At 68.3% G+C, this 23893-nt stretch carries 23 protein-coding genes; 11 read left to right on the forward strand and 12 right to left on the reverse strand.

Annotation, left to right across the window (positions count from 1 at the left end; all coding sequences use genetic code 11):
* From VF536_RS14875 to VF536_RS14895, 5 genes are all read right to left on the reverse strand, one after another.
* Positions 1-304: NAD(P)-binding domain-containing protein (locus VF536_RS14875; protein ID WP_331615641.1), on the reverse strand; the 304-nt coding region annotated here is incomplete at its 3' end.
* Between the two features lie 35 nt (positions 305-339).
* Positions 340-1494: an enoyl-CoA hydratase/isomerase family protein gene (locus VF536_RS14880; protein ID WP_331615642.1), complete on the reverse strand. Its 1155-nt coding sequence runs from the start codon at positions 1492-1494 to the stop codon at positions 340-342.
* 9 nt (positions 1495-1503) lie between these two features.
* Positions 1504-2307: an enoyl-CoA hydratase gene (locus VF536_RS14885; RefSeq protein ID WP_331615643.1), complete on the reverse strand. Its 804-nt coding sequence runs from the start codon at positions 2305-2307 to the stop codon at positions 1504-1506.
* Between the two features lie 46 nt (positions 2308-2353).
* Positions 2354-3514 carry an acyl-CoA dehydrogenase family protein gene (locus VF536_RS14890; protein WP_331615644.1) on the reverse strand — a complete coding sequence of 387 codons (1161 nt, stop codon included), beginning with the start codon at positions 3512-3514 and terminating at the stop codon, positions 2354-2356.
* Between the two features lie 29 nt (positions 3515-3543).
* Positions 3544-5052 carry a CoA-acylating methylmalonate-semialdehyde dehydrogenase gene (locus tag VF536_RS14895; protein WP_331615645.1) on the reverse strand — a complete coding sequence of 503 codons (1509 nt, stop codon included), beginning with the start codon at positions 5050-5052 and terminating at the stop codon, positions 3544-3546.
* 185 nt (positions 5053-5237) lie between these two features.
* Between VF536_RS14895 and VF536_RS14900 the strand changes: the two genes are divergently transcribed.
* The 7 genes from VF536_RS14900 to VF536_RS14930 all read left to right on the forward strand — a co-directional run bounded on the left by VF536_RS14900 (position 5238) and on the right by VF536_RS14930 (position 12382).
* Complete coding sequence (locus VF536_RS14900; RefSeq protein WP_331615646.1) at positions 5238-6752, forward strand: helix-turn-helix domain-containing protein; 1515 nt, start codon at positions 5238-5240, stop codon at positions 6750-6752.
* 10 nt (positions 6753-6762) lie between these two features.
* Complete coding sequence (locus VF536_RS14905; RefSeq protein ID WP_331615647.1) at positions 6763-7332, forward strand: hypothetical protein; 570 nt, start codon at positions 6763-6765, stop codon at positions 7330-7332.
* Between the two features lie 10 nt (positions 7333-7342).
* A complete protein-coding gene (locus tag VF536_RS14910) occupies positions 7343-7606 on the forward strand; it encodes a hypothetical protein (protein WP_331615648.1) in 264 nt (87 codons plus the stop codon).
* A gap of 67 nt (positions 7607-7673) precedes the next feature.
* A complete protein-coding gene (locus VF536_RS14915; RefSeq protein ID WP_331615650.1) occupies positions 7674-7973 on the forward strand; it encodes a CrpP-related protein in 300 nt (99 codons plus the stop codon).
* 221 nt (positions 7974-8194) lie between these two features.
* Entirely contained in the window at positions 8195-8470 is a 276-nt protein-coding gene (locus VF536_RS14920) for a hypothetical protein (protein ID WP_331615651.1), read from the forward strand.
* A gap of 147 nt (positions 8471-8617) precedes the next feature.
* Positions 8618-8974, forward strand: coding sequence for a transcriptional repressor (locus VF536_RS14925; protein WP_331615652.1), 357 nt, complete (start codon positions 8618-8620; stop codon positions 8972-8974).
* Positions 8975-9064: 90 nt separating this feature from the next.
* Positions 9065-12382: a sensor histidine kinase gene (locus VF536_RS14930; protein WP_331615653.1), complete on the forward strand. Its 3318-nt coding sequence runs from the start codon at positions 9065-9067 to the stop codon at positions 12380-12382.
* A 1-nt stretch (position 12383) separates the two neighbouring features.
* On the opposite strand, the gene VF536_RS14935 is transcribed toward VF536_RS14930, so the two are convergent.
* The gene (locus VF536_RS14935) at positions 12384-13379 is read right to left on the reverse strand and encodes an alpha/beta hydrolase (RefSeq protein WP_331615654.1); all 996 of its coding nucleotides are present in this window, start codon (positions 13377-13379) and stop codon (positions 12384-12386) included.
* A gap of 200 nt (positions 13380-13579) precedes the next feature.
* Between VF536_RS14935 and VF536_RS14940 the strand changes: the two genes are divergently transcribed.
* The gene (locus VF536_RS14940) at positions 13580-14224 is read left to right on the forward strand and encodes a response regulator transcription factor (protein WP_331615655.1); all 645 of its coding nucleotides are present in this window, start codon (positions 13580-13582) and stop codon (positions 14222-14224) included.
* Between the two features lie 47 nt (positions 14225-14271).
* The gene (locus VF536_RS14945) at positions 14272-14976 is read left to right on the forward strand and encodes a GNAT family N-acetyltransferase (RefSeq protein ID WP_331615656.1); all 705 of its coding nucleotides are present in this window, start codon (positions 14272-14274) and stop codon (positions 14974-14976) included.
* Here VF536_RS14945 and VF536_RS14950 read toward each other — a convergent pair.
* The gene (locus VF536_RS14950) at positions 14936-15208 is read right to left on the reverse strand and encodes a VF530 family protein (RefSeq protein ID WP_331615658.1); all 273 of its coding nucleotides are present in this window, start codon (positions 15206-15208) and stop codon (positions 14936-14938) included. The genes VF536_RS14945 and VF536_RS14950 overlap by 41 nt on opposite strands.
* Before the next feature lie 75 nt (positions 15209-15283).
* On the opposite strand from VF536_RS14950, the gene VF536_RS14955 reads away from it, so the two are divergent.
* Complete coding sequence (locus VF536_RS14955) at positions 15284-15769, forward strand: hypothetical protein (protein WP_331615659.1); 486 nt, start codon at positions 15284-15286, stop codon at positions 15767-15769.
* 74 nt (positions 15770-15843) lie between these two features.
* On the opposite strand, the gene VF536_RS14960 is transcribed toward VF536_RS14955, so the two are convergent.
* From VF536_RS14960 to VF536_RS14980, 5 genes are all read right to left on the reverse strand, one after another.
* The gene (locus tag VF536_RS14960; RefSeq protein WP_331615661.1) at positions 15844-16707 is read right to left on the reverse strand and encodes an isocitrate lyase/PEP mutase family protein; all 864 of its coding nucleotides are present in this window, start codon (positions 16705-16707) and stop codon (positions 15844-15846) included.
* 69 nt (positions 16708-16776) lie between these two features.
* Positions 16777-17988, reverse strand: a complete 1212-nt coding sequence (gene prpF, locus VF536_RS14965) for a 2-methylaconitate cis-trans isomerase PrpF (RefSeq protein WP_331615662.1) — start codon at positions 17986-17988, stop codon at positions 16777-16779.
* Positions 17989-18045: 57 nt separating this feature from the next.
* On the reverse strand, positions 18046-20694 hold the full coding sequence (acnD, locus tag VF536_RS14970) for a Fe/S-dependent 2-methylisocitrate dehydratase AcnD (protein WP_331615663.1): 2649 nt from the start codon (positions 20692-20694) through the stop codon (positions 18046-18048).
* A gap of 51 nt (positions 20695-20745) precedes the next feature.
* The gene (gene prpC / locus VF536_RS14975) at positions 20746-21918 is read right to left on the reverse strand and encodes a bifunctional 2-methylcitrate synthase/citrate synthase (protein ID WP_331615664.1); all 1173 of its coding nucleotides are present in this window, start codon (positions 21916-21918) and stop codon (positions 20746-20748) included.
* 41 nt (positions 21919-21959) lie between these two features.
* Positions 21960-22391, reverse strand: a complete 432-nt coding sequence (locus VF536_RS14980; protein ID WP_331615665.1) for an acyl-CoA thioesterase — start codon at positions 22389-22391, stop codon at positions 21960-21962.
* A gap of 350 nt (positions 22392-22741) precedes the next feature.
* Between VF536_RS14980 and VF536_RS14985 the strand changes: the two genes are divergently transcribed.
* Entirely contained in the window at positions 22742-23890 is a 1149-nt protein-coding gene (locus tag VF536_RS14985; protein ID WP_331615666.1) for a trypsin-like peptidase domain-containing protein, read from the forward strand.
* Positions 23891-23893: the final 3 nt, after the last annotated feature.

Below are 23893 nucleotides of genomic sequence, written 5' to 3' on the forward strand. Positions count from 1 at the left end.
CGATCACCAGCGCGCCGGCGGCGATGCGGGCGAGCAGGCCGCTGAGACCGTCTTCGCCGAGGAACAGCGATTCGACGTGCTTGCTGGCGGGCAGCATGGAGATCACCACCGATGCGCCCTCCACGGCCGCCGCGGCCGACGGCGCCACGGTGACGCCCGCAGAGCGCGCAGCGGCGAGGGCCGCTTCGCTCAAGTCGAACGCGGCCACAGCGTAGCCGATCTTCACGAGGTTGGCCGCCATCGGCCCGCCCATGTGGCCGAGGCCGATGAAGGCGATGCGTTCAGCGATCGTCGCGTTGCTCATGGTTCTGTCTCCTCTTCGTTAGATGTCCGGTGCGCTCAGCGCAGATCGGCGAGCGGATGCCCGCCGGAGAAGCGCGGCGCGAGCAGCGCGTCCAGATGCGCGTCGCCGCCCTCGTCCTGCGCGGCGCCCTGCCAGCGCGGCGTCTTGTCCTTGTCGACCAGCAGCGCGCGCACGCCTTCCGCGAAGTCGGGGAACACGCAGCAGCCGACCGAGGCCTGGTACTCCAGCCGGAACACTTCGGCGAGCGAGGCGTGCCGCAAGCGACGCTGCAAGGCGATGGCCAGCGCGGCGGAGGTCGGCGAGCCTTTCTGGAATGTCGACCCCGCGGCGGCCAGCCAGGCATCGCCTTCGCACGCCAGCGAGCGCAGACGCGGCGCGATCGTTGCCAGCGTGTCGTGCGGGCCGATCAGCACGTCGATGCGATCGCGGTGCGGTGCGAGCTGGCTGGGTGCCAGCTCGGCGGCCGGCAGCGCACGCAGCAGGTCGTCGAGCCGCTCGGAATCCGCCGCGCGTTCGCCGTCCCAGCGCGCATGGGCGATGGCTTCAAGCAAGGCGCCGTGATCCTCGGCACGAGCAGCGCGATCGGCCAGCCCGGCCCAGAGCGCGTCCGCTGCGTTCAGCGGCGCGCCGGTCAGCGCGAGGAACAACCCCGTGCGTCCCGGCAGCCGAGAGAGGAACCAGCTGCCGCCGACGTCCGGATAAAGGCCCAGCGTGATCTCCGGCATCGCCAGCTTGCTGCGCGGCGTCACCACGCGGTGCGATGCGCCGGCCATCAGGCCGATGCCGCCGCCCATGACGATGCCGTGGCCCCAGACGAGCATCGGCTTCGGATAGCGATGGATGGTGTGGTCGAGGCGGTACTCGCGCTCGAAGAAATCGGCGGCGTCGCGCGGCACCTTGCCGGCGCCGGCCGCGCGCATCGCGCGGTAGAGGCCGACCACGTCGCCGCCGGCGCAGAAGGCCTTCTCGCTGTTGCCGTCGAGGATCACGCCCGCGACCTGCGGGTCGTCGGCCCATGCGCTCAATTGCGCCTGGAGCAGATCGACCATCGGCAAGGTCAGCGCGTTGAGGCTGGCCGGCGCGTTCAGCGTGGCGTGGCCGAAGCGGTGACCCGATGCGGTCACGACGGTGCGGAACAGCACGGGCGCGTCGGCGTCCCCGCCGTGACTCTTGTTCTTGGAGTCGCTCATCGCTTCTCCTCAGGCGTTGCGCCACTGCGGGCTGCGCTTGCCGAGAAAGGCCTGCACACCCTCGCGCTGGTCTTCGGTCTCGAAGAGGCCGATGAAGGCTTCGCGCTCCGCGGCCAGTTGCGATTGCGGCGGCGCGGTGCGCGCGCCTTGGATCAATCGCTTGCAGGCGGTCACGCTGGTGGGGCTCTGCGCCTGCACGCGCTCGGCCCACTGCAGCGCCTTCGCCAGCGCGCCGCCCTTGGGCACCAATTCGTCGGCCAGTCCGATGCGCAGGGCGGTTTCGGCGTCGACGCGCTCGCCCAGCAGCACCATGCGCTTGGCCCAGCTTTCGCCGACGGTCCAGCTCAGCCATTGCGTGCCGCCGGCGCAGGGCAGCAGGCCAACGGTCGCCTCGGGCAGCGCCATCACGGCATGCGACTCGGCGATGCGCAGGTCGCAGGCCAGCGCGCATTCGAGTCCGCCGCCCATCGCGTAGCCGTTGATCGCGGCGATGCTGACGCCGCGGAAGCCCGCAAGCGCTTCAAACGCCTCGCCGAAGCGGCGCGCCATCGTCGCGGCGACGCCCTTGTCGCCGTCGGCGAACAGCTTCAGATCGGCGCCGGCACTGAAGAACTTCTCGCCGTCGCCGGTGATCACGAGCGCGTAGATCTCGCGATCGCGGTTGAGGTCGCCGACCAGCCGCGTCAATGCGGCGAGGCTGTCGGCGGTCCATGTGTGGGCGGGCGGATTCGTCAGTGTGACGATCGCGGTGTGGCCGCGGCGTTCGAGGCGCAGACCGGCGTAGGTCGCCGTCGTGTCGTGGGTGTCAGTCATGGGTGTTGGCATGTGAGAGATGAATGGAAGACGTCGGAGGACGACGTCAACGAATGGTTTCCGGCGCCTGGTCCTGCAACATCCGCCTCGCGACGATGACGCGCATGATTTCGTTGGTGCCTTCGAGGATCTGATGCACGCGCGCATCGCGCAGGTAGCGCTCCAGCGGGTACTCGCGGATGTAGCCGTAGCCGCCGTGGATCTGCAGCGCCTCGTTGCAGACGCTGAAACCGATGTCGGTCGCCAGGCGCTTGGCCATCGCGCAGTACACCTGCGCGTCGGGCGACTTCGCATCGAGCTTGGCCGCCGCCAGCCGCACCATCTGCCGCGCCGACACCAGTTCCGTCGCCATGTCGGCGAGCTTGAACTGCAGCACCTGCATGTCCGCGAGCGCACGGCCGAACTGGTGGCGCTCGTGCATGTAACGCTGCGCCGCGGCCAGCGCGCCCTGCGCCGCACCGACCGAGCAGGTCGCGATGTTGATGCGCCCGCCGTCCAGCCCCTGCATCGCGATGCGGAAGCCCTGCCCTTCCTCGCCCAGCAGATGCGCCGCCGGCACGCGCACGCCGTCGAAGGCGATGGCACGGGTGGGCTGGCTGTTCCAGCCCATCTTCTCTTCCTTGCGGCCGTACTCGATGCCGGGCGCATCGCCCTCCACCAGGAACGCGGAGATGCCGTCCGCCCCGGCCCCGCCGGTGCGCGCCATCACGACCAGCACGTCGGTCGCGCCGGCGCCGGAGATGAAGGCCTTGTTGCCGTCGATCACGTAGTTGTCGCCGTCGCGGCGCGCGGTCGTTCGCAGCGAGGCGGCGTCGGAGCCGGACCCGGGTTCGGTCAGGCAGTACGACGCGAGCTTCGCGCCGCTGCACAAGGCCGGACCGAATCGCCGCGCGATTTCCTCCGTCGCATACGTGCTCACCATCCACGCCGCCATGTTGTGGATGCTGAGGAAGGCCGTCGTCGACGGGCAGGCCGAGGCCAGCTCCTCCAGCACGATGGTCGCGTCCAGCCGCGGCAGGCCGAGCCCGCCGCGCTCCGCCGGCGCATACAGCCCGCAGAAGCCGAGCTCGCCCGCATGGCGCAGCGTGTCGCGCGGGAAGAACGACTGCGCGTCCCACCCGGCCGCATGAGGCGCCATCTCGTCGCGGGCGAAGTCGCGCGCCGCCTGCTGGAAGGCGCGTTGCTGCTCGTCGAGCTCAAAGTCCATCAGGTCCTCACCAGTTCAGGAGTCGCGGCTCACTTGAGGCTGATCGTCGTGTTGACGCCGCCGGTGGACGCGTCATCGAACCAGCGCGCGGTGACGGTCTTGGTCTGCGTGTAGAAGAGGACGACCTGCTTGCCGTACGGCCCCAGGTCGCCGAGCTTGGACGCGCGCGAGCCGGTGAACGAGAACAGCGGCACCGGCACGGGGATGGGCACGTTGATGCCGACCTGGCCGATGTCGATCTCGTCCTCGAAGCGGCGCGCCGCCGCGCCCGACTGCGTGAACAGCGCCGTGCCGTTGCCGTTCGGATTCGCGTTGATCATCGCGATCGCGTCGTCCAGCGTCGCGGCTTCGGCGACGCAGAGCACCGGCCCGAAGACCTCCTGGTCGTAGATCGTCATGCCGGGCTTCACGCCGCTGAAGACCGTCGGGCCGACGAAGTTGCCTTCCTTCAACTGGCCGCTGAGTGGCGGCAGGCGCCCGTCGAGCGCCAGCGTCGCGCCGTCCTCGATGCCACGGGCGATGAGGCTTTCGACACGATCACGCGCCGCGCAGGAGATGAGCGGACCGACGTCGGTCGTCGCCGAGTCACCGGCGCCCACGCTCAGGCCCTTGGCCTTGGCGATCAGGTCCGGCAGCCATTCGCGCGCGGCGCCGACCAGCACCGCGACCGACACGGCCATGCAACGCTGACCCGCCGCGCCGAAGGCCGCGCCAGCCAGCGCGTTGAGCGTCTGTTCCTTGTGCGCGTCGGGCAGCACGACGGCGTGGTTCTTCGCGCCCATCATGCATTGCACGCGCTTGCCGGCTTTCGTCGCCCGGTCGTGGACCAGCGTGCCCACGCGCGTCGAGCCGACGAAGGAGATCGCGCGGATGTCGGCGTGATCGCACAGCGCGTTGACGACGTCCTCGCCGCCATGCACGACGTTGAGAACGCCCTTGGGAATCCCGGCTTCGAGCGCCAGTTCGACCAGCCGCATCGTCACCATCGGGTCCTGCTCGGACGGCTTCAGCACGAAGGTGTTGCCGCAGGCGATGGCCATCGGGAACATCCACAGCGGGATCATCGCGGGGAAGTTGAACGGCGTGATGCCGGCGCACACACCCAGCGGCTGCAGCAGGGTGTAGGTGTCGACGCCGCCGGCGACGTTGTGGGCGCGTTCGCCCATCTGCAGCGAGCCGATGTTGGCTGCGTGTTCGACGACCTCCAGGCCGCGGAACACGTCGCCCTCGGCATCCGCGAGGGTCTTGCCCTGCTCGGCGGTCAGCGTCGCGGCCAGCGACTTGATGTTGTCGCGGATCAGTTGCTGGTACTTCAGGAAGATGCGCGCGCGCTGCCCGATGGGCACCTTGCGCCAGGTCTTGAAGGCGTCCTGCGCGGCGGCGATCGCGGCCTCGACTTCGTCGGGCGTGGCCATCGGCACGCGGGCCAGGCGTTGCTGCGTCGCCGGGTTGATCACGTCGCGCCACTCGGTGCTGCGCGACTGGACGAATTCGCCGTTGATCAGCAACGGGATACGGGGCAACTCTTCGCGGCTCATGCACGGTCTCCAGGGGTTCGATGCCATCGTTGCGGGCCGTTTCCAGGCGCACTCGACGGTGGGTTGAATTTCACAGAGAATCTATCCACACACTTCGCAAGAAGCCAGCGCTCCCTCTTGTGAAGCGGTGCTGAGGCAAAACACTCCACAAGAATTCTGTGAAATCAGCGAATCCTGTGAAACGCATGGCCAGCCCCACCGGTACCCCGTCGAACTCGTCGCGCAAGCTGTTCATCGGTCCGCGGATCCGCCGCCTGCGCGAGCAGCTGCAATGGAACCAGGCGGAGCTGGCGAGCCGTCTGGCGCTGTCGCTCAGCTATGTGTCGCAGATCGAGACCAACCAGCGGCCGGTCACGGCCAGCGTGCTGATCAAGCTGGCGGAGGTGTTCGGCGGCGGCATCGGGCAGTTCTCGGAGGAGCAGGACCAGCAACTGCTGGCGGACCTGGACGCGGCGCTGCGCGACCGCTCGCTGACGACGACGGTGATGGCGCCGGCGCAGGTCGCGCGGCTGGTGGAGCAGGCGCCGGAACTGGCGGAGTCCTACGTCGCGCTGCATCAGCGCTACCTGCGGCTGCAGGACGAGCACTCGCAGATGATCGACCGCTTCTACGGCGAGCAGGGTCGCGAGGCGACGGGGGCGCCGCCCTCGTTCCGCGGCGAGCCGCTGCCGCACGAGGCGGTGCGCGATCACCTGAACCGCCGCAACAACCATCTCGACGATCTGGATCTGCGTGGCGAGCAGTTGGCTGAGTCGCTCGGTCTGGTGCCCGGCCATCGCGCGCAACCGCTGCGTGATCTGCTGCTGCAGCGCTACGGGATCAGGACCGAGGTGGGCGACGAGGCCGATGAGGCCGAGACGCGGAAGGAGACGTCCGACGCCTTCCTGCGCCACTACGACGCGCGGCGCAAGCTGCTGCGCATGCCGCGTTTCCTGAGCGACGCGCAGCAGGCGTTCCAGCTCGCCACGCAGTACGCGCTGATCGCCGAGGCCGAAGCCATCGAGGCGGAACTCGGCGCCGGTGCGTTCGTCGACGAGGCGACGCGAGCGCTGGCGCGGCAAGGTTTCGCCCACTACTTCGCTGGCGCGACGCTGCTGCCGTACGGCGAGTTCCTGACTGCGGCGCGCAACGCGCGCTACGACGTCGAGCTGCTGCAGCAGCGTTTCCAGGTGAGCGTGGAGACGGTCTGCCATCGGCTGTCGACGCTGCAGCGCAACGGCAATCGCGGCGTGCCGTTCTACTTCGTCCGCGTGGATCAGGCGGGCAACATCTCCAAGCGGCAGAGCGCGACGAGTTTCCACTTCGCGCGACACGGCGGCGCGTGCCCGCTGTGGCACGTGCACGAGGCCTTCGCGCAGCCGGGCCGTTTCCTCACGCAGATCGCGGAGATGCCCGACGGCAGCCGCTTCTTCGGCATCGCCCGGACCATCGAGCGGCACGGCGGAGGCGGCTACCTGGCGCGACGCAAGCTGTTCGCGATCGGCCTGGGCTGCGACATCTCGCATGCGCGGGAGCTGGTGTACGCGGAGGGTTTGAGCTTCGACGAGAGCACGGTGTCCAAGCAGGCGATCCCCATCGGCCCCGGCTGCCGCGTCTGCCCGCGCGAGCACTGCGTCCAACGCGCGTTCCCGCCGGCAGGCAAGGCGCTGGTGGCGGACAGCGACAGCGAGTCGCTGGTGTCTTACCGGTTCACGGGTTGAGATCGACCCCATGAAGTTCGCATGCTCCTGCGGCCACGTCATCGTCGACCAGACCGATTTCCTGCCCTACAAGGCCTACCTGATCGCCGACCAGGATTGGGAGGACCATTGCGAGGCCTTCGAGGCGGCGTGGGAGTCCCGCCGAATGCTGGACCGCACGTGCTATCAATGCGGACAGTGCGGCCGGCTGTGGGTCGACGACGCGGGCGGTCAACTGCAGAGCTTCATGCCGGAGAGTCCGGCGGGCCATCGCATCCTGGGATCGTCGCTCGGCAAGGCTTGGCGCTCGCCGATGGTGGCCCGCTGGACAGACAGCCCCTATGGTGGCGCCGCCCGAGGCACGCTGTGGTGCCATGGCGCGCCTGGATTCGACCAGGACTTCGACGACTGGGGAGAACTCGAGCGGGCCTACCACGCGCTGCTGTCCCAGCTGATTCATCAGGGTCGGGTGAGATCCGCGTTCCTGTCGAAGAACGGGGAGATGCTCCACCAGTGGTCGTTCGAGAAGACACCGAAGCCGGCAGACGGTTCGACTTCCGGGAGCTGGTGGCGACGTTGGTGGAAGTCCCGGCCGCGCTGATACTCCGCGCATGCCTTCCTACGCTTGGTCCTGCCTGTCCTGCGGCCGCTCGAACGCGCCCGCGAGCGAGCGCTGCAGCGAATGCGGCTGCCCTGCGGCGCCGCGGTCGAGCCAGATCGAAGAAGCTCGACGCCAGTACATGCAACGCGGCGGCACGCTCGAGAACGACGCCAGGATGGCGACGACGTGGGATCCAGATCCCATGGGGCTACTGATCAAGCTGTTTCTCGCCCTCCTGCTGGGCTACTGGCCGCGGCGAAGTGACGAGCGCTGAATCGGCGCCGAGGCCTGTCTTCGCTGAGAGCGCCTAATAGGGCTCACGATCAAGCCTGGAGTGGACGATGAAGCGCAGTACCAAATCCCACCCGGACAAACGACAACGCCCCGGCGATGAGCGGGCACTGCCCAACGCGGAGCGGGCGGAACTCCAGCGACAGGGCGCGAAGGCCGCAGCCCGTGGTGACGTTTCTTCGGGGAATCCGATGGACGAGACCCACAACCTGCCGACCACCACGGGCGAATGCCCCGACCTGTGGAGCGAACGCAAGGACGCATGGCAAAGCGGCCACGAGGCCCAGTCGAAGACCGACGACCGGGCCACGGCTCGCCGCGACACGGGTCACCCGAAGGACGAGCACTGAACGGCACCGCGCCGGGCCCGGCAAGTTCTCTCCGCGTTTGCTCGTTATCGGCCCGGATTACCGGGCGGCCTCGCGACGCCTCACTGGCCTCGTCGTTCCGAAACGATGACCTTGGCGCATGACGCCAAGCGTCTCCGTCTTTACGTCGGCGACAGTCCGCCGTGGCCTCGAACTTGCGTCCAGTCGTTGCGCCGGTTTCTCGGCACAACGAAGGTCTCATCATGAACAGCAGTACCTCGTCTGGCGGCACGCAGACTCCAGGACCTTCGCGTCCTGAGAACGAGAACGACGACCCGGTCGGGGACAACAAACCCATCGGCGAATCGACGAATCCCGATGCGCCCAACGATGAGCCCGAAGAAGAAGAGCCGCCGGAAGGCAGCGACGCGCGACCGGACGACCACCTCAACGCCCACCACCCGAAGGAAGACTTTCCGCGCCGCACGGAACGCCAGCCGTCACCCGACAGCAAGCTGCCGCAATCCAGCGGAGGCTGAGGACCTCGTCGTGGGACGGATGGACGATCGCCTTGCCTACACTCGCGGAATGTCATCGACAGCCATGTCCCGCACCCGTATGAATGACGGCGCGCCGATCGTGGCCGGGCGTGCCGCTTCATCACCTCTGGCAGGAAGAATCTGATCATGGACCTCGAGGTCACCGTGTCCGCCTCGCCCTTCGACGAGCATTACGAGATGGCGCTCGTCTACTGCTTCGACCGGGCGAAGAACTACTGTTTCTCTCTCAGCAGATTTCCGAGCGAGCCCTTGATCGAGGTCATGGTCCTCGACCAGGTCAACCACAAGGTGGAGGACCTGGACGTGTGCTTGACGCAGGACGTCCTGGTCGCCTCGTTCAGTCCTGAAACGGCGGCCCAACTGGACGGCGAATCGCAGTACAACATCCGTCTCACGGGTGTCGATGCCGCGTCGTTGAAGACGGTCCGGGAAGCGTTGCTGGAGATCTTCCGTGACAAGCAGGGGCTGCGCATCGTCGACTGACGACCCGCGCGCACCCGCGTCTCCCATCCGGGCGAAGCCCCCGTACCCCGCCGGTGGTATGTTGCGCGCTCCGCACCTCCGGCCCCCGACATGCCAGCACCCGGTCTTCGTCTGCTACTAGCCATCGTCCGTGCCGGTGTTCTCCTGCTCCTGCCGCTCCTCGGACTGATCACCGCGACGGGAGCGCAGGCGTCGGCGCCGACATCCACGCCCGACCGCATCACGCTCGACGAGTTCCTCAAGAACCCGCCACTCGATCAGCTCCATCACACGTCGTGGGGTCCGCGCGAAGGTCTGTTCGGCCCGGTCTACGGCCTGGCGCAGACCACCGACGGCTACCTCTGGCTGGGCACCGACCGCGGCCTGCTGCGCTTCGACGGCGTGCGATTCGAGACCTTCGAGTCGCTCGCGGGAGAGTCGCTTCCCGGGAAGGGCATCCTGACCCTGTACGCCACGCCCGACAACGGTCTGTGGGTGGGCTTCCTGCGCGGCGGCTTCGCCTTCGTGCGCAACGGCCGCGTGCTGCTGGGTGAGAAGCCCCGTGTGGGCGGTTTCGAGGGCGCCACCCGGGGGTTCGTCCAGGAGAAGGACGGCACCTTGTGGGTGGCCACCACCCGCGGACTCTTCCGGCGGGACGGCCACCGCTGGTTGCGCATGGAGGATGCCGACGGCTATCCGGGCCCGCCGTCGACGGTGGTCACGATGGGCGTGCACCTGGACGGCGACGGCAATCTGTGGGCGGACACCAGCAGGGGACCGCAAGTCAAACCGGCGGGGCAGACCCGCTTCGTCGCCGTCGATCTCCCCGGCAAGATCGTCGGCTACATGGCCAAGGATCCTGAAGGACGGATCTGGGCGGACGTGGAGCTGGAGTCCCAGCCCGGCCACGTCCGGATGCGTTACCTCCGGCTGCCGCGCCCGAATGTGCCGGGCGATCCCGTCGGGACGGGCCACCCCATCCACCCGAGCACCTACATGCCCATCTTCGACCGGAACGGCGACCTCTGGTCCGGCGCGCTCGACGGCGTCACCCGGGAACGGTTGCCGGGCCGGCAACCCGCGTCGGACCAGGACATCAGCAGCGCGGCGACCGGCGCGCCGCCCACGCCCCTGGTGCCCTTCACGCCCGCCTCGGGCCCGCTGGCGCCCGGCGCCATCCAGGCCTTCAATTTCGGCGTCCCGGCGCTGCAACGCCTGACGCCGAATCAGCGGCTGACCGGCGACGAGGTCCTGCGGATCCTCGAGGATCGGGAGGGATCGATCTGGATCGGCACGAACGGCGGGCTCGACCGGCTGCGGCCCACGCGCGTCTCCCTCTTCCAGTTCCCGGCGGGCATGTCGACGCTGGCCATGGCGGCCGGTCCCCGGGGCGACCTGTGGTTCACCTCGCGCAACGCGATCTTCCATCTGAAGCCGTCCGGCGGCGCCAACGACCTCGAACGCTTCCCCGTCCCCTCCCCGTCGATGAGCCGCGTGTTCGTCGACCACGCCGGGACGGTGTGGCTGGGCGACCGTCGCGGCCTCTCCCGGATGGGGCCGCAAGGCACGGTCATCGATGAACGGGGCAACCATTTCCCGGACTGGAACGGCACGATCAAGGACATCGCGGAAGACGCCTCGGGCTCCCTCTGGGCGGCCTCGCAGTTCATGGGGCTGCTGCGCCGTCTCAAGGACGGGCGGTGGGAACGGCTGTCAGGCAGCAAGGGGTTTCCTGAAGGGTCCTCGGCGTCCACGATCGCGCTGGACGCACAGGGCCGCATCTGGCTGGGCTACGTCGACGGCCAGTTGATCCGCGTCGATGAAGGCGACCGGCTCACGCGCTTCACCGACAAGGAAGGTCTGCGCATCGGCGGCGTGCTGTCGATCGCGCCCGGCAAGGGGCATCTGTGGATAGGCGGCGACCGCGGCGTGCAGCGCCTGGACGACGACGGCCGGTTCCATGACCTGCGTGCCGACGCGGAGAACGCCCTCGCCGGCGTGAGCGGGATCGTCGAGACGCCGGAAGGCGACCTCTGGTTCAACGGCGCGGCGGGCATCACGCGGGTGGCCGCCGCCGACGTCCGGCGCGCCATGGCGGAGCGGGCCTTCCGGGTGCCGGTGACGCAGCTGGATACCTTCGATGGCCTGCCCGGCCGGGCGGAGACCTCCTGGCCGCTGCGCACCGCGCTGCAGACGCCGGACGGCCGGCTCTGGTTCGCCATGACCAACGGCGTGGTGACCGTGGATCCGGCCCGGTTGACGCGCAGCGCCGCGCCGGCGGTACTCGACATCCAGCGCGTGCTGGTGAACGGCACGCCGCTGCGGCCCGACGTCGGCGGCCTCGTGCGCGCGGTCGCGGGAACCAGGGATCTGCAGGTCGACTACACCTCGCTCTCGCTGGCGATGCCCGAGCGGGCGAGCTTCAAGTACCGGTTGCGCGGGCTCGAGACAAACTGGCATGAGGCCGGCTCGCGCCGCCAGGCGTTCTATACGAACCTCGGCCCTGGGAACTACACCTTCGAGGTCCAAGGCACCAACGAGGACGGCGTCTGGAGCGCCAAGCCCGCCGCCCTCGCCATCGAGATCCCGCCGACCTTCCTCCAGTCGACCGGCTTCCGCGTCCTCTGCGCGCTGGCGGTCCTGATCGCGATCGCGCTGGTCGTGCGCATGCGCCTGCGGCAGATCGAAGCGCGGGCGCGCGAGCGTTACCGTGCGCGCCTCGACGAACGCACGCGCATCGCGCAGGACCTGCACGACACGCTGCTTCAAGGCTTCCAAGGGCTGCTGCTGCGCTTCCAGCGCGTGGCCTGGGGCATTCCCGACGAACTGCCGGCACGCGCGGAGATGGAGCGCGTGCTCGATCAGGCCGACGCGGTGGTCATCGAAGGCCGCAACCGCGTCACCGACCTGCGCCTGCCGCCGCCGGACGCCGGCACGCTGGAGCAGACGCTGGAGGCGCTGGGGCGGGACCTCTCCGGTTTCCACGACGCGGCGTTCCGCATCCATGTGGAAGGCACGCCACGGGCGCTGGACGCCTGCGTGCATGCGGAGCTGGCGCTCGTCGGCCGCGAGGGCCTGTTCAACGCCTTCCAGCATGCGAAGGCGACGACCATCGCCCTGACGATCGCGTACACCGACGCGGCCTTCACGATCCGGATCGCCGACGACGGCGTCGGCGTGCCGCCGCAGACACAGGTCGACGGACACAGCCCCGGCCACTGGGGCCTGAGCGGCATGCGCGAGCGTGTGACCGGCGTCGGCGGCAGCTTCGAGCTGCGCAGCGCGCCGGGCGAAGGGACCGAGGTGCTGCTGAGCATCCCGGCCGCCCAGGCTTATCGCCGGCGCGACAAGCCGCCGCGCCTCCCGGCGCTTCAGCGGTGGCTGCGCGACCTGCTCGGTCGCGCGCTGCCGACGCGCGCGCCGGGCTGACTCACTTCAGGAACTCGACCAGCGCGCCCATCGTGTAGTCCGGGGACTCTTCCATGATCCAGTGGCCGGCGCCCTTCACGATGCGGCCGTCGACCGAGTCCGCCACGAGGCGCGCCTGCCCGATCAGGAACTCGCCCGAGGCCTTCTCGCCGGTGAGCACGAGCATCGGCATCTTGAGCCTGGTCTTGGACATCGCCTCGAAGTCCTTGGCGTCCTGCTCGAAGGCCTTGAAGTAGCCGAAGCCGGCGTGCATGCCGCCGGGCTGCCCATAGGCCGCCGCGTAGAACTTGCGATCGGCTTCGGGGATGGACTTGGTCTTGTCCGCGGCGAAGTCGTTCCAGAAATGCTCGAAGTAGATGCGCTCGCGGCCGGCGACCAGCTTCTCGGGAACCTCGCCGTAGAAGTGGAAGTGCCACAGGTCGCGCAGCAGCCAGACCTTGGTCCAGTCGCCGACGCCCGGCAGGAAGGCGTCCAGCAGGGCGATCTTCTCGACCTCGTCGGGATACTGCGCCGCGTACGCATAGGCGACCATCAGGCCGATGTCGTGGCCGACGATCTTCACCTTCTTGTAGCCCAGCTGCTGCGTCAGCGCGTGGATGTCCTGGGCCAGCAGCTTCTTCTCGCCGGGTCGGTCGATCTTGCCGGAACCGCCCGCGCCGCGCAGGTCCACCGCGATCACCGGGCCGTCGGTGGCCAGGCGCGGCATCAGCGGACGCCACATCCGGCTGGTCTGCGCGTAGCCGTGCAGCAGCACGATGGGCGTGGCGTCGCCGGCGCCGGCCGTCAGGTAGTGCAGCTTCACGCCGTTCACGGTCGCGTCGCGCTCCACGATGGGGGCAGGTCTTGCCGAGGCGGCGGCCGGCTGGGCCATCGCCGGCGATACCGTGGTCAGCGCGGTCAGCACGGAGAGCGCGCCAAGGGCGCCGACGGCGCCGAGCGCCGAGCCCCCTGCCAGGATCAGGGCCGCGACGGTGCGGCGGGTGGTGCTCGATGTCATGAGGGATTCCTTCAGGCGGGCAAGAGGTTGGAGGTGCCGGTGATGATCGCCACCGACCGCGCGCGTTGCCATGCCGGATAGGGGCCTCGGCACCTCCCTCTTTCGTACAGGGTGCCGGGGCTGGGAGGTCGCCATCTCCCGAATGAGAGATCCGGCACCTCCCACGAACGGGCAGAGTGCCCGTGAAGGAGCCGCACGCCATGACGACCACACCGCTGAAGAACGACCGGGCTATTCGCGTGATGACGGTCGACGACCACCCGATGCTGCGCGAGGGCCTCGCAGGCGCCATCGACCTGCAATCGGACATGCGGCTGGTGGCGGAGGCGCAGGACGGCGCCGAGGCCCTGGAGGCCTTCCGTCGGTACCTGCCGGACGTGACGCTGATGGACGTGCGGATGCGGACCATGGACGGCATCACGGCGCTGAAGGCGATCCGCGACGAGTTCCCCGCAGCGCGGGTCGTGATGCTGAGCAGCTTCGGGGCGCCGGCGCAGCTGCTGGAGGCGGCGCAGGCCGGCGCGGCGGGTTATCTGCTGAAGGAGACGCTGCGCAAGGATCTGCTGGACACGATCCGCGCGGTGCACGCCGGTGGGCGGCGCTTCCCCTCAGCGCTGGCCATGCAGCTCGCCGAGCATGTGGCGGATCAGCACCTGACGGGCCGCGAGACGACGGTGCTGAAGCTGGTGGCGGAAGGCCGTTCGAACAAGCGCATCGGCGGCCAGCTCGACATCGCCGAAGGCACGGTCAAGGCGCACATGAAGAGCATCCTCGGCAAGCTCGCCGCGAGCGACCGCACGCATGCGGTCACGATCGCGGTGAGGCGGGGGATCATCGATCTCTGACCTATGACCTTCTGCTCGCCCGCCCTGCGCAGAAGACGATGTCCGGGATGAGCCCACCCAACTCGACCTCGACCTCGACATCGACGGGCGCGCCTGGAAACGGCGCGTTCGATCCCTCCGTCACCGCCCAGGCCTGGGCACACGGCTGGGCGATCTCCCGCAGCACGCCGGCGCCGGTCGAGCGCTCCGGCTACCTCCAGATCCATGTCGGCAAGCCGGAGCAGATCACGCGCTACGTCTTCCCTCGCTTCGATCCCGACGTGCTTCGGAAGCTCATCGCTACCGAGGCCGGTCCCGGCATCTGGCTGAAGATCTGCGCGCCGTCGCAGGAGGTGTCGCCCCTGCTCTCCAGCGACTGGACCGTTCATGAGCCGGAGTTCCTGATGCGCGTCATGCTCGCAGGAAGCGACGGCCCGGTCGTTGCCGGCTATCGCGTCCAGACCGAACGGACCGGCGCGCTCGCGTTGACGAAGGTCTTCGCCGGCTCAGGCGAGCTGGCGGCCAGCGGCCAGGCCGCGATCGACGGCGCGTTCGCGACCTTCGATCAGATCGTCACGGTGGAAGCCCACCGGCGGAGGGGGCTGGGTCGGCTCGTCATGAGCGCGTGGTCGAATGCAGCCCGCGATGCCGGCGCTCGTCACGGCGTGCTGGTGGCCACCGAAGCCGGCGCCGCGCTGTACCAGGCGCTCGGCTGGGCGCTGGTCTCGCCGGTCACGGCCGCGTCGTGTTCCGGCGGCGCTCCCGCAGCATGAACAGGTAGAGCCCTTCGACCTTTTCGCGCGCCCACGGCGTCTTGCGCAGGAACTTCAGGCTGGACTTGACGCTCGGCTCGAAGGCGAAGCAGCGCAGCGGGATGCGCTCGTCGAGACCGTCCCAGCCGTATTCCGCGGCCAGCTCGGTCACGATGGTTTCCAGCGTCAGGCCGTGCAACGGGTTGCGCGGTTGCTCTTGCGGCGGTTGCGGCGGCGGGGCGGAATCGGTCATGAATGGATTGTCGCCGGTCGCGAAGGCCGCCCGGCGTCGCCGGAGCGCGAGCGCCCGCGTGTTACCTTCATCGGCATGAGCACGAATTTCCCTGACGAAGAACGCCCCATCATCCAGGAGCCGCGCACGTGGCAGGACGAGCGCTGGACCGCGCAGGTCATCAAGAACGAGGACGATGAAGGCTGGGCCGTCGCGATGACGCTGATCGGCGAGGCGGAGCCGGCGTTGGTCGGTCCCTGGACCATGGGTCGCGACAAGAAGAACCCGAAGCTGCTGGACGCAGCGGCGTTCCATACGCTGGTGAAGACGGCCTCGGAGGTGCTGCGTCGGCATGAGCAGCAGTTGCACGCGCGGCTGCATAAGAGCGTGAAGCTGGATACGGCGAACGGGCGCGTGCAGGTGCTGCTCGACATCGTTCCGGATGAAGACAACCCGTATGCGACGCTGACTGCGTTGAACGACGACGGCGAGCAGCTCGCGCAGGTGCGCGTGGCGGCCGGGTTCAAGTTCAATGAGACGAGCGCGGCGGCGTGGGTCGAGAACGACTTCCTGAAGCCCTGAGGTCGGTTCATGCGTGAGGCCGCTGGCCCTCACCCCTGCCCTCTCCCGCAAGCGGGAGAGGGAGCAAGAGGGGCTCAGGTGTACTTCTTCTCCAGCGCGTCCCACTCCGGCTTGTTCACCAGGCGTTGGCGTTCGGCGAACGGGATCACCAGGTTGGGATCCTCGTCGATGCGGCGCTGCGTCTTGAGCACGCCCAGCGCCTTCTGCATCCCGGCCACCGCGCCTTGCAATGCCGCATTGGCGTACAGCACAACGCCGTAGCCCATCTGCTGCAGCTCGCTCGCATCGGTGATCGGCGTCTTGCCGCCGATGACCATGTTCATCAGCTGCGGCGTAGCCAGGCGCTGCGGCAGCGCGCGGATCTCTTCCGCCTTGGTCACCGCCTCGACGAACAGGATGTCCGCGCCGGCTTCGGCGAAGCGCTGCGCGCGTTCGATCGCGGCCTCGAAGCCCTGCGTCGCGCAGGCGTCCGTGCGGGCCATGATCAGGAAATCCGGATCACGCCGCGCGTCCACCGCCGCCTTGATCTTGCTCACCGCTTCCTCGGTGGAGATGACCTCCTTGCCGGTGAAGTGACCGCAGCGCTTGGGCGCCACCTGGTCTTCGAGCTGGATGCAGTCCGCGCCGGCGCGTTCCAGCACGCGCACGGTGTGACGCACGTTCAGCGCATTGCCGAAGCCGGTGTCGGCGTCGACGATCAGCGGCAGGTTCACCGCGTCGCGGATGCGCGCGGTGTGGTCGGCGATCTCGGACAGGCCCATGAAGCCCTGGTCCGGCAGGCCGAACCACATGTTGGTCACGCCGGCGCCGGTCACGTAGATCGCCTCGAAGCCGAGGTCCTCGATCACCTTGGCCGACAGCGCGTTGAAGGCGCCCGGCACCAGCACGCCACGGCGTTCGTTCACCAGCGCGCGCAGCGTCTTGCGGGTCGATGTCATGTCAGTTCTCTTTGAATGTCTGAAGTCGAATTCGATACGGAGTCGATGGTCGGGATCAACCGGCGCCGATCACAGCGCCTCGGCGGGCACGCGCACGGTGCCTTCCATCAGGATGCGCGCGCTGCGGCTCATCACCGCCTGAGTCACGCGCCACTGACCACCTTCCTGGACCGCTTCCGCGCCGACGCGCAACGTGCCCGAGGGGTGGCCGAAGCGCACCGCCGGCAGCGCCTTGCCGCCCGCGGCCTCGCACACCAGCGTGCCGGGGATCGCGGCCGCGGTGCCGATGGCCACCGCCGCCGTGCCCATCATCGCGTGGTGCAGTTTGCCCATGGACATCGCGCGCACCAGCACGTCGATGTCGCCGGCCTCGACGGTCTTGCCGGCCGACGAGCGATAGCTCGACGGCGGCGCGACGAAGGCCAGCTTCGGCGTGTGCTGCCGGGTCTTCGCCTCGTCCAGCGTCTTGATCAGGCCCATGTGCAGCGCGGCGTGCGCGCGGATCGCTTCGAGGCGCTTCAGCGCCGCGGCGTCGCCGTTGATCGCGTCCTGCAGCTCGGTGCCCGAGTAGCCCAGGTCCTTCGCATCGACGAAGACCGCCGGAATGCCCGCGTTGATCAGCGTCGCGCGCAGCCGGCCGCCGGGCACGAGGTCCTCCGGCATCGTCAGCACGTCCACGACGTTCCCGGTCGGGAACAGCGCGCCGCCGGCGTCGTCGCCATCGGCGTCGTCATTGCCCGGATCGAGGAAGGCCAGCTCGACCTCCGCCGCCGGGAAGGTCACGCCGTCGAGCTCGAAGTCGCCGCTCTCCTGCACCTGGCCGTCGCGCATCGGCACCTTGGCGACGATGGTCTTGCCGATGTTGGCCTGCCAGATGCGCACGGTGGCGATGCCGTCGCGCGGCAGGGTGGCCGCGTCGATGAAGCCCGCCTGGATCGCAAACGGTCCGACCGCCGCCGACAGGTTGCCGCAGTTGCCGGACCAGTCGACCAGCGCGGTGTCGATCGCCACCTGACCGAACAGGTAGTCGACGTCATGCCCTGGCTGCGTGCTGCGCGAAATGATCACCGTCTTGCTGGTGCTCGACGTCGCGCCGCCCATGCCGTCGATCTGCTTGCCGTAGGGATCGGGGCTGCCGATGACGCGCATCAGCAGCCGGTCGCGCGCGGCGCCGGGCACGCGCGCGGCCTCGGGCAGATCTTCCAGGCGGAAGAACACGCCCTTGCTCGTACCGCCCCGCAGGTAGGTCGCGGGGATCTTCACTTGAGGGAGAAAACTCATGACTGCTTCCGTCGTTATTCCCGATGTTCGCGATGTGCCGTGGAGCGCCGCGCGGCCTCAGGCCGCTTCGGCCGCGGCCAGGAAGTCCTGCGCGAAGCGCTGCAGCACGCCGCCGGCCTGGTAGACCTCGACCTCTTCAGCGGTGTCGAGGCGGCAACGCACCGGCACTTCGATGCGCTCGCCGTTGCGGCGGTTGACGATGACCGTCAGCGTCGCGCGCGGCGACAGCGCGCCGGACACGTCGTAGGTCTCGGAGCCATCCAGTCCCAACGTCAGGCGCGTCGTGCCCGGCATGAACTCCAGCGGCAGCACGCCCATGCCGATCAGGTTGGTGCGGTGGATGCGCTCGAAGCCTTCGGCGACGATCGCTTCCACACCGGCCAGGCGCACGCCCTTCGCCGCCCAGTCGCGCGACGAGCCCTGCCCGTAGTCCGCGCCGGCGATGATGATCAGCGGCTGGCGGCGCTCCATGTAGGTCTCGATCGCTTCCCACATGCGCATGACCTGGCCCTCGGGCTCCAGGCGCGCGAGCGAGCCGGCGACCACGGTGCCGTCGGCCTCGCGGACCATCTCGTTCTTCAGCGTCGGGTTCGCGAAGGTGGCGCGCTGCGCGGTCAGGTGGTCGCCGCGGTGGGTGGCGTAGGAGTTGAAGTCCTCCTCCGGCAGGCCCATCTTGGCGAGGTACTCGCCGGCGGCCGAATCCATCATGATCGCGTTGGAAGGCGACAGGTGGTCGGTGGTGATGTTGTCCGGCAGCACGGCCAGCGCGCGCATGCCGCGCAGCGTGCGTTCGCCGGCCAGCGCGCCTTCCCAATACGGCGGACGGCGGATGTAGGTCGACTGCGCGCGCCAGTCGTACAGCGGCTCGGTCTGGGTGGCCGAGGCCGCGGTGATCGCGAACATCGGCTCGTAGACCTTGCGGAACTGCTCGGGCTTCACACTCGCGCGCACCAGCGCGTCGATCTCGTCGTCCTCGGGCCAGAGGTCCTTCAGGCGGATCTCGCGGCCCTCGACGACGCCGAGCACGTCGCGTTCGATGTCGAAGCGGATGGTGCCCGCGATCGCGTAGGCGACCACCAGCGGCGGCGAGGCCAGGAAGGCCTGCTTGGCGCGCGGGTGGATGCGGCCGTCGAAGTTGCGGTTGCCCGAGAGCACGGCGGTGGCGTAGAGGTCGCGCTCGACGATCTCGCGATCGATGGCGGGATCCAGCGCGCCGGACATGCCGTTGCAGGAGGTGCAGGCATAGGCGACGACGCCGAAGCCCAGCGCCTCCAGGTCGCCGAGCAGGCCGGCTTCTTCGAGGTACAGCGTGACCGCGCGCGAGCCGGGCGCCAGCGAGGTCTTCACCCACGGCTTGCGCGTCAGGCCCAGGCGACGCGCGTTGCGCGCGAGCAGCGCGGCGGCGATGACGTTGCGCGGGTTGCTCGTGTTCGTGCAGCTGGTGATGGCCGCGATGATCACGGCGCCGTCGGGCATGCGGCCGGGTTCTTCGGTCCACGGGCCGGCGATGCCGCGCTCGGTCAGCGCGGAGGTCGGCAGGCGGCGATGCGGGTTCGACGGACCGGCCATGTTGCGCACGACGCTGGCCAGGTCGAACTTCAGCACGCGCGGGTAGACGACGCCGGACAGCGTGTTGCCTTCACCGGACCAGAGTCCTGCTGCCTTCGCGTAGGTCTCGACGAGCTGGACCTGCGCTTCCTCGCGCCCGGTCAGGCGCAGGTAGGTGAGCGTCTGCTCGTCGATGGCGAAGAGCGCGGCGGTGGCGCCGTATTCGGGCGCCATGTTGGAGATGGTGGCGCGGTCGCCGAGCGTGAGGCCGGAGACGCCTTCGCCGTAGAACTCCAGGTAGGCGCCGACGACCTTTTCCTTGCGCAGGAACTCGGTGAGCGCGAGCACCAGGTCGGTGGCGGTGATGCCGGGTTGGCGGCGGCCGGTGAGCTCGACGCCGACGATGTCGGGCAGGCGCATCCACGAGGCGCGGCCGAGCATCACGTTCTCCGCTTCCAGCCCGCCGACGCCGACGGCGATCACGCCGAGCGCGTCGACGTGGGGCGTGTGGCTGTCGGTGCCGACGCAGGTGTCGGGATAGGCGACGCCGCGGTCCACGTGCACGACGGGCGACATCCGCTCCAGATTGATCTGATGCATGATCCCGTTCCCCGGCGGGATCACGTCGACGTTGCGGAACGCCGTGCGGCACCACTCGATGAAGTGGAAGCGGTCCTCGTTGCGGCGGTCCTCGATCGCGCGGTTCTTCTCGAAGGCTTGAGGATCGAAGCCGCCGCACTCGACGGCCAGCGAGTGGTCGACGATCAGCTGCACCGGCACGACCGGGTTCACCTTGGCGGGATCGCCGCCCTGGTCGGCGATCGCGTCGCGCAGGCCGGCCAGGTCCACGAGCGCGGTCTGGCCGAGGATGTCGTGGCAGACCACGCGCGCCGGGTACCAGGGGAAGTCGCGATCGGCCTTGCCGTCGGCGAGCTGCAGCAGGCAGTCGTCGAGCGCGGCGGGTTCGCAGCGGCGCACCAGGTTCTCGGCGTGGACGCGGGCGGTGTAGGACATGCGTTCCCACGCGCCGGGGCGCAGCGCCTCGACGGCGGCGCGCGCGTCGAACCAGTCGAGCGCGGTGCCGGCCAGCGGCTTGCGCCAGGTCTCGTTGAGCGGGATTGCGGAGGCGATGGTGGGTGCGGGCGTCGTGGCTGGCATCTCTGAAACTTCTCTCATGCGGTCATCGCTGTCGACGGGATCGGGGTCACCTCAAGGGCGCTGTGCCAGCGGGACGAAGACCTGGTCTTCCGGGCCGGTGTAGACGGCGCTGGGTCGGATGATCTTGTTGTCCTGGCGCTGCTCGACCACGTGGGCGGACCAGCCGCTGGTGCGGGCGATGACGAACAGCGGGGTGAACATGGCGGTGGGCACGCCCATCATGTGATAGCTGACGGCGCTGAACCAGTCCAGGTTGGGGAACATCTTCTTGGCGTCCCACATGGTGCGTTCGAGGCGTTCGGCGATGTCGTACATCTTGGTCGAGCCGGCGTCCTGGGACAGGTGGTGGGCGACCTTCTTGATGACCTCGTTGCGGGGGTCGGAGACGGTGTAGACGGGGTGGCCGAAGCCGATGACGACTTCCTTGGCCTCGACGCGGCGGCGGATGTCGGCCTCGGCTTCGTCGGGGGTGTCGTAGCGCTTCTGGATCTCGAAGGCGACCTCGTTGGCGCCGCCGTGCTTGGGGCCGCGCAGGGCGCCGATGGCGCCGGCGATGGCCGAGTGCATGTCGGAGCCGGTGCCGGCGATGACGCGGGCGGTGAAGGTGGAGGCGTTGAACTCGTGCTCCGCGTAGAGGATCAGCGAGGTGTGCATCGCGCGTTCCCAGCTCTTGGTGGGCGGCTTGCCGTGGAGCAGGTGCAGGAAGTGGGCGCCGATGGAGTCGTCGTCGGTCTCGACCTCGATGCGGCGGCCGTTGCAGGCGAAGTGGTACCAGTACAGCAGCATCGAACCCAGCGATGCCATCAGCCGGTCGGCGATGTCGCGTGCGCCGGGCAGGTTGTGGTCGTCCTTCTCGGGGAGCGAGCAGCCGAGGGCGGAGACGCCGGTGCGCATCACGTCCATGGGGTGGGCGGCGGCGGGCAGGGTTTCGAGCGCGTCCATGACGGCGGCGGGCAGGCCGCGCAGGGCCTTGAGCTTGTCCTTGTAGGCGCGCAGTTCGGCGACGTTGGGGAGCTTGCCGTGGACGAGCAGGTGGGCGATTTCTTCGAACTCGCAGCGTTCGGCGAGTTCGAGGATGTCGTAGCCGCGGTAGTGCAGGTCGTTGCCGGTGCGGCCGACGGTGCACAGGGCGGTGGTGCCGGCGGCGACGCCGGACAGGGCGACGGACTTCTTGGGCTTGAAGGCGGGGGCGGCTGCCGCGTTCGCGGTCGTGGTGTCGCTCATGGGGATGTCTCCTGGAGGGGGTATTCGAAAAGGGGAATGGCTCAGAGGCCCGATGCAGTCGAGGTTAGCGGCTGCGGCTCGGACGGCGTGCGAGGGGTGATTCGGCAAGGCTTGCCGGCGGCGACGGCGACCATCTCGAAGGTGGCGCGGAGGACGTCGGAAGGGGCCGCATTGTCGATGCGGGCGTGGACCTCGACGGTCATCGAGGTGCCGCCGACGCGGGTCACGCCGGAATGAATGTGGAGGACGGAGCCCACGGGGACCGGGGCGAGGAACTGCACGTCCTTCACGGCCACCATGACGATGTCCTGGTGGCAGAAGCGCGTCGCGACCATGTGGGCGTTCTGGCCGAGCCAGGAGAGCGCCTCAGGGCCGAAGAGGGTCCCGTAGTGGTTCGCGTGACGCGGCAGCACCAGCTCGCTGCGAAGCATCTCCGTCGAAGAAGCGCTCGACAGCGCTGAAGGCCAGTCCATTGCAGGTTGTGAAATTGGCAAGTTCACAATGTTCGCAGCGGATGGGCCAGGGGGCAACGATGAAGTTGCGATGGATTGCGAAGGGATGGAGGCAGGCTTGCGAAGTTTGTAAAGTTGAGAGGCACCTCACCTCCGATTCGACAGAGGCGCAGTACCCAGCACGCGGCGCCCCCGAAGCTCATCGCATGGGACATCCGCCGGTCTTGCTCTGGTCGGTTGAGCATCCTATGTTCGGGCCCGCTCCATCGCGCTCCCTGACAGCGCATCGACAAACGATATGAGGCGGAATTGCCGCTGACAGTGCATGATGAGACGTCGCTTGGCGATTCAACTCTCGTGGAGATTCTCTTGTGGCAACCAAGTCCCTGCCCTGGCCGCGAGTAGACGTAGGAGATCATCTGCAACCAGCAGCAGTGCTGGAAATGCGCAGTGTCCTAGAGGCAGCATTCGGCACGCCAAGTGCAATGACGGATCTGTTGTCGGGCCTCAATCAGAAATTCATCCGCTTCCACGCGATGAATGCGGCCTTTCCGGAAGCCGTGACGGCTGTTGTCCAAATTGCGAGCCAGGAGAATTGGTGGCGGGAACTGTTGGCTGCGGCCCGACAGGCGCGGCCAAGAGATCCCGCACTGGCCGCGTTCGCTGAAGAGTTTGATCTATCGCCAGTGCCAATCGACGGAAATGGACAGCGCATCGAACCGGCCTCCTTCGAAAAGATTGTGCGCGCCGGCAACAGCATGATGGATGTTGCGGTCTGGCGCTCTCGGTTAGGCGAGGTCGAAGCATGCATTTGCCGCGTGGAGTGTCCGCCGGGAAGTCCCAGAGGTACTGGCTTCCTGGTGGCGCCCGGCGTTGTGATCACAAATTACCATGTCGTCGAGCCACTGATTGCCTCCAAATGGAGACGAGCAGACGTCGCTCTTCGCTTCGACTACAAGGTGAAACCTGACGGCTTATCCGTCGACGCGGGAACCGTCTATCACTTGGCCGAAGATTGGCTGATCGACTCGAGCCCCTACAGCCAATTTGACCTGACTGCGAATCCCACCGGAGAGGCTTCACCCGAAGAACTCGATTACGCCTTATTGGCAGTTGCAGGTGCGCCAGGCGATGTGCTTCTTGGCGCAGGCACAAACGCGACCAGTCGCCGCGGGTGGATTAAGGTTCCGCCCGCGACCGATGTTCCGGACTTCAATGGTGAGAAGGCCCTCTTCATCGTCCAGCACGCCGACGGAAAACCGATGCAGGTAGCCATGGACACGGAGGCCATCGAGGGCGTGTTTGGCAATGGGTCTCGGCTGCGGTACTCAACGAATACGCTGCCCGGCTCTTCAGGCTCGCCTTGTTTCAGCAGCAACTGGCACTGGGTCGCGCTACACCACAGCGGCGACCCCAAGTACTCTGCACCGGGCCAACCGTCACGCTACAACCAAGGAATTCTCGTCTCATCCATCGTTCACTTGCTCGAAAAGCGCGGCAAGCTGAAATTCCTGTCGTGAGCG

Origin of the sequence: Roseateles sp. (assembly GCF_036486225.1) — a bacterium.
GTDB lineage: Bacteria > Pseudomonadota > Gammaproteobacteria > Burkholderiales > Burkholderiaceae_C > Roseateles.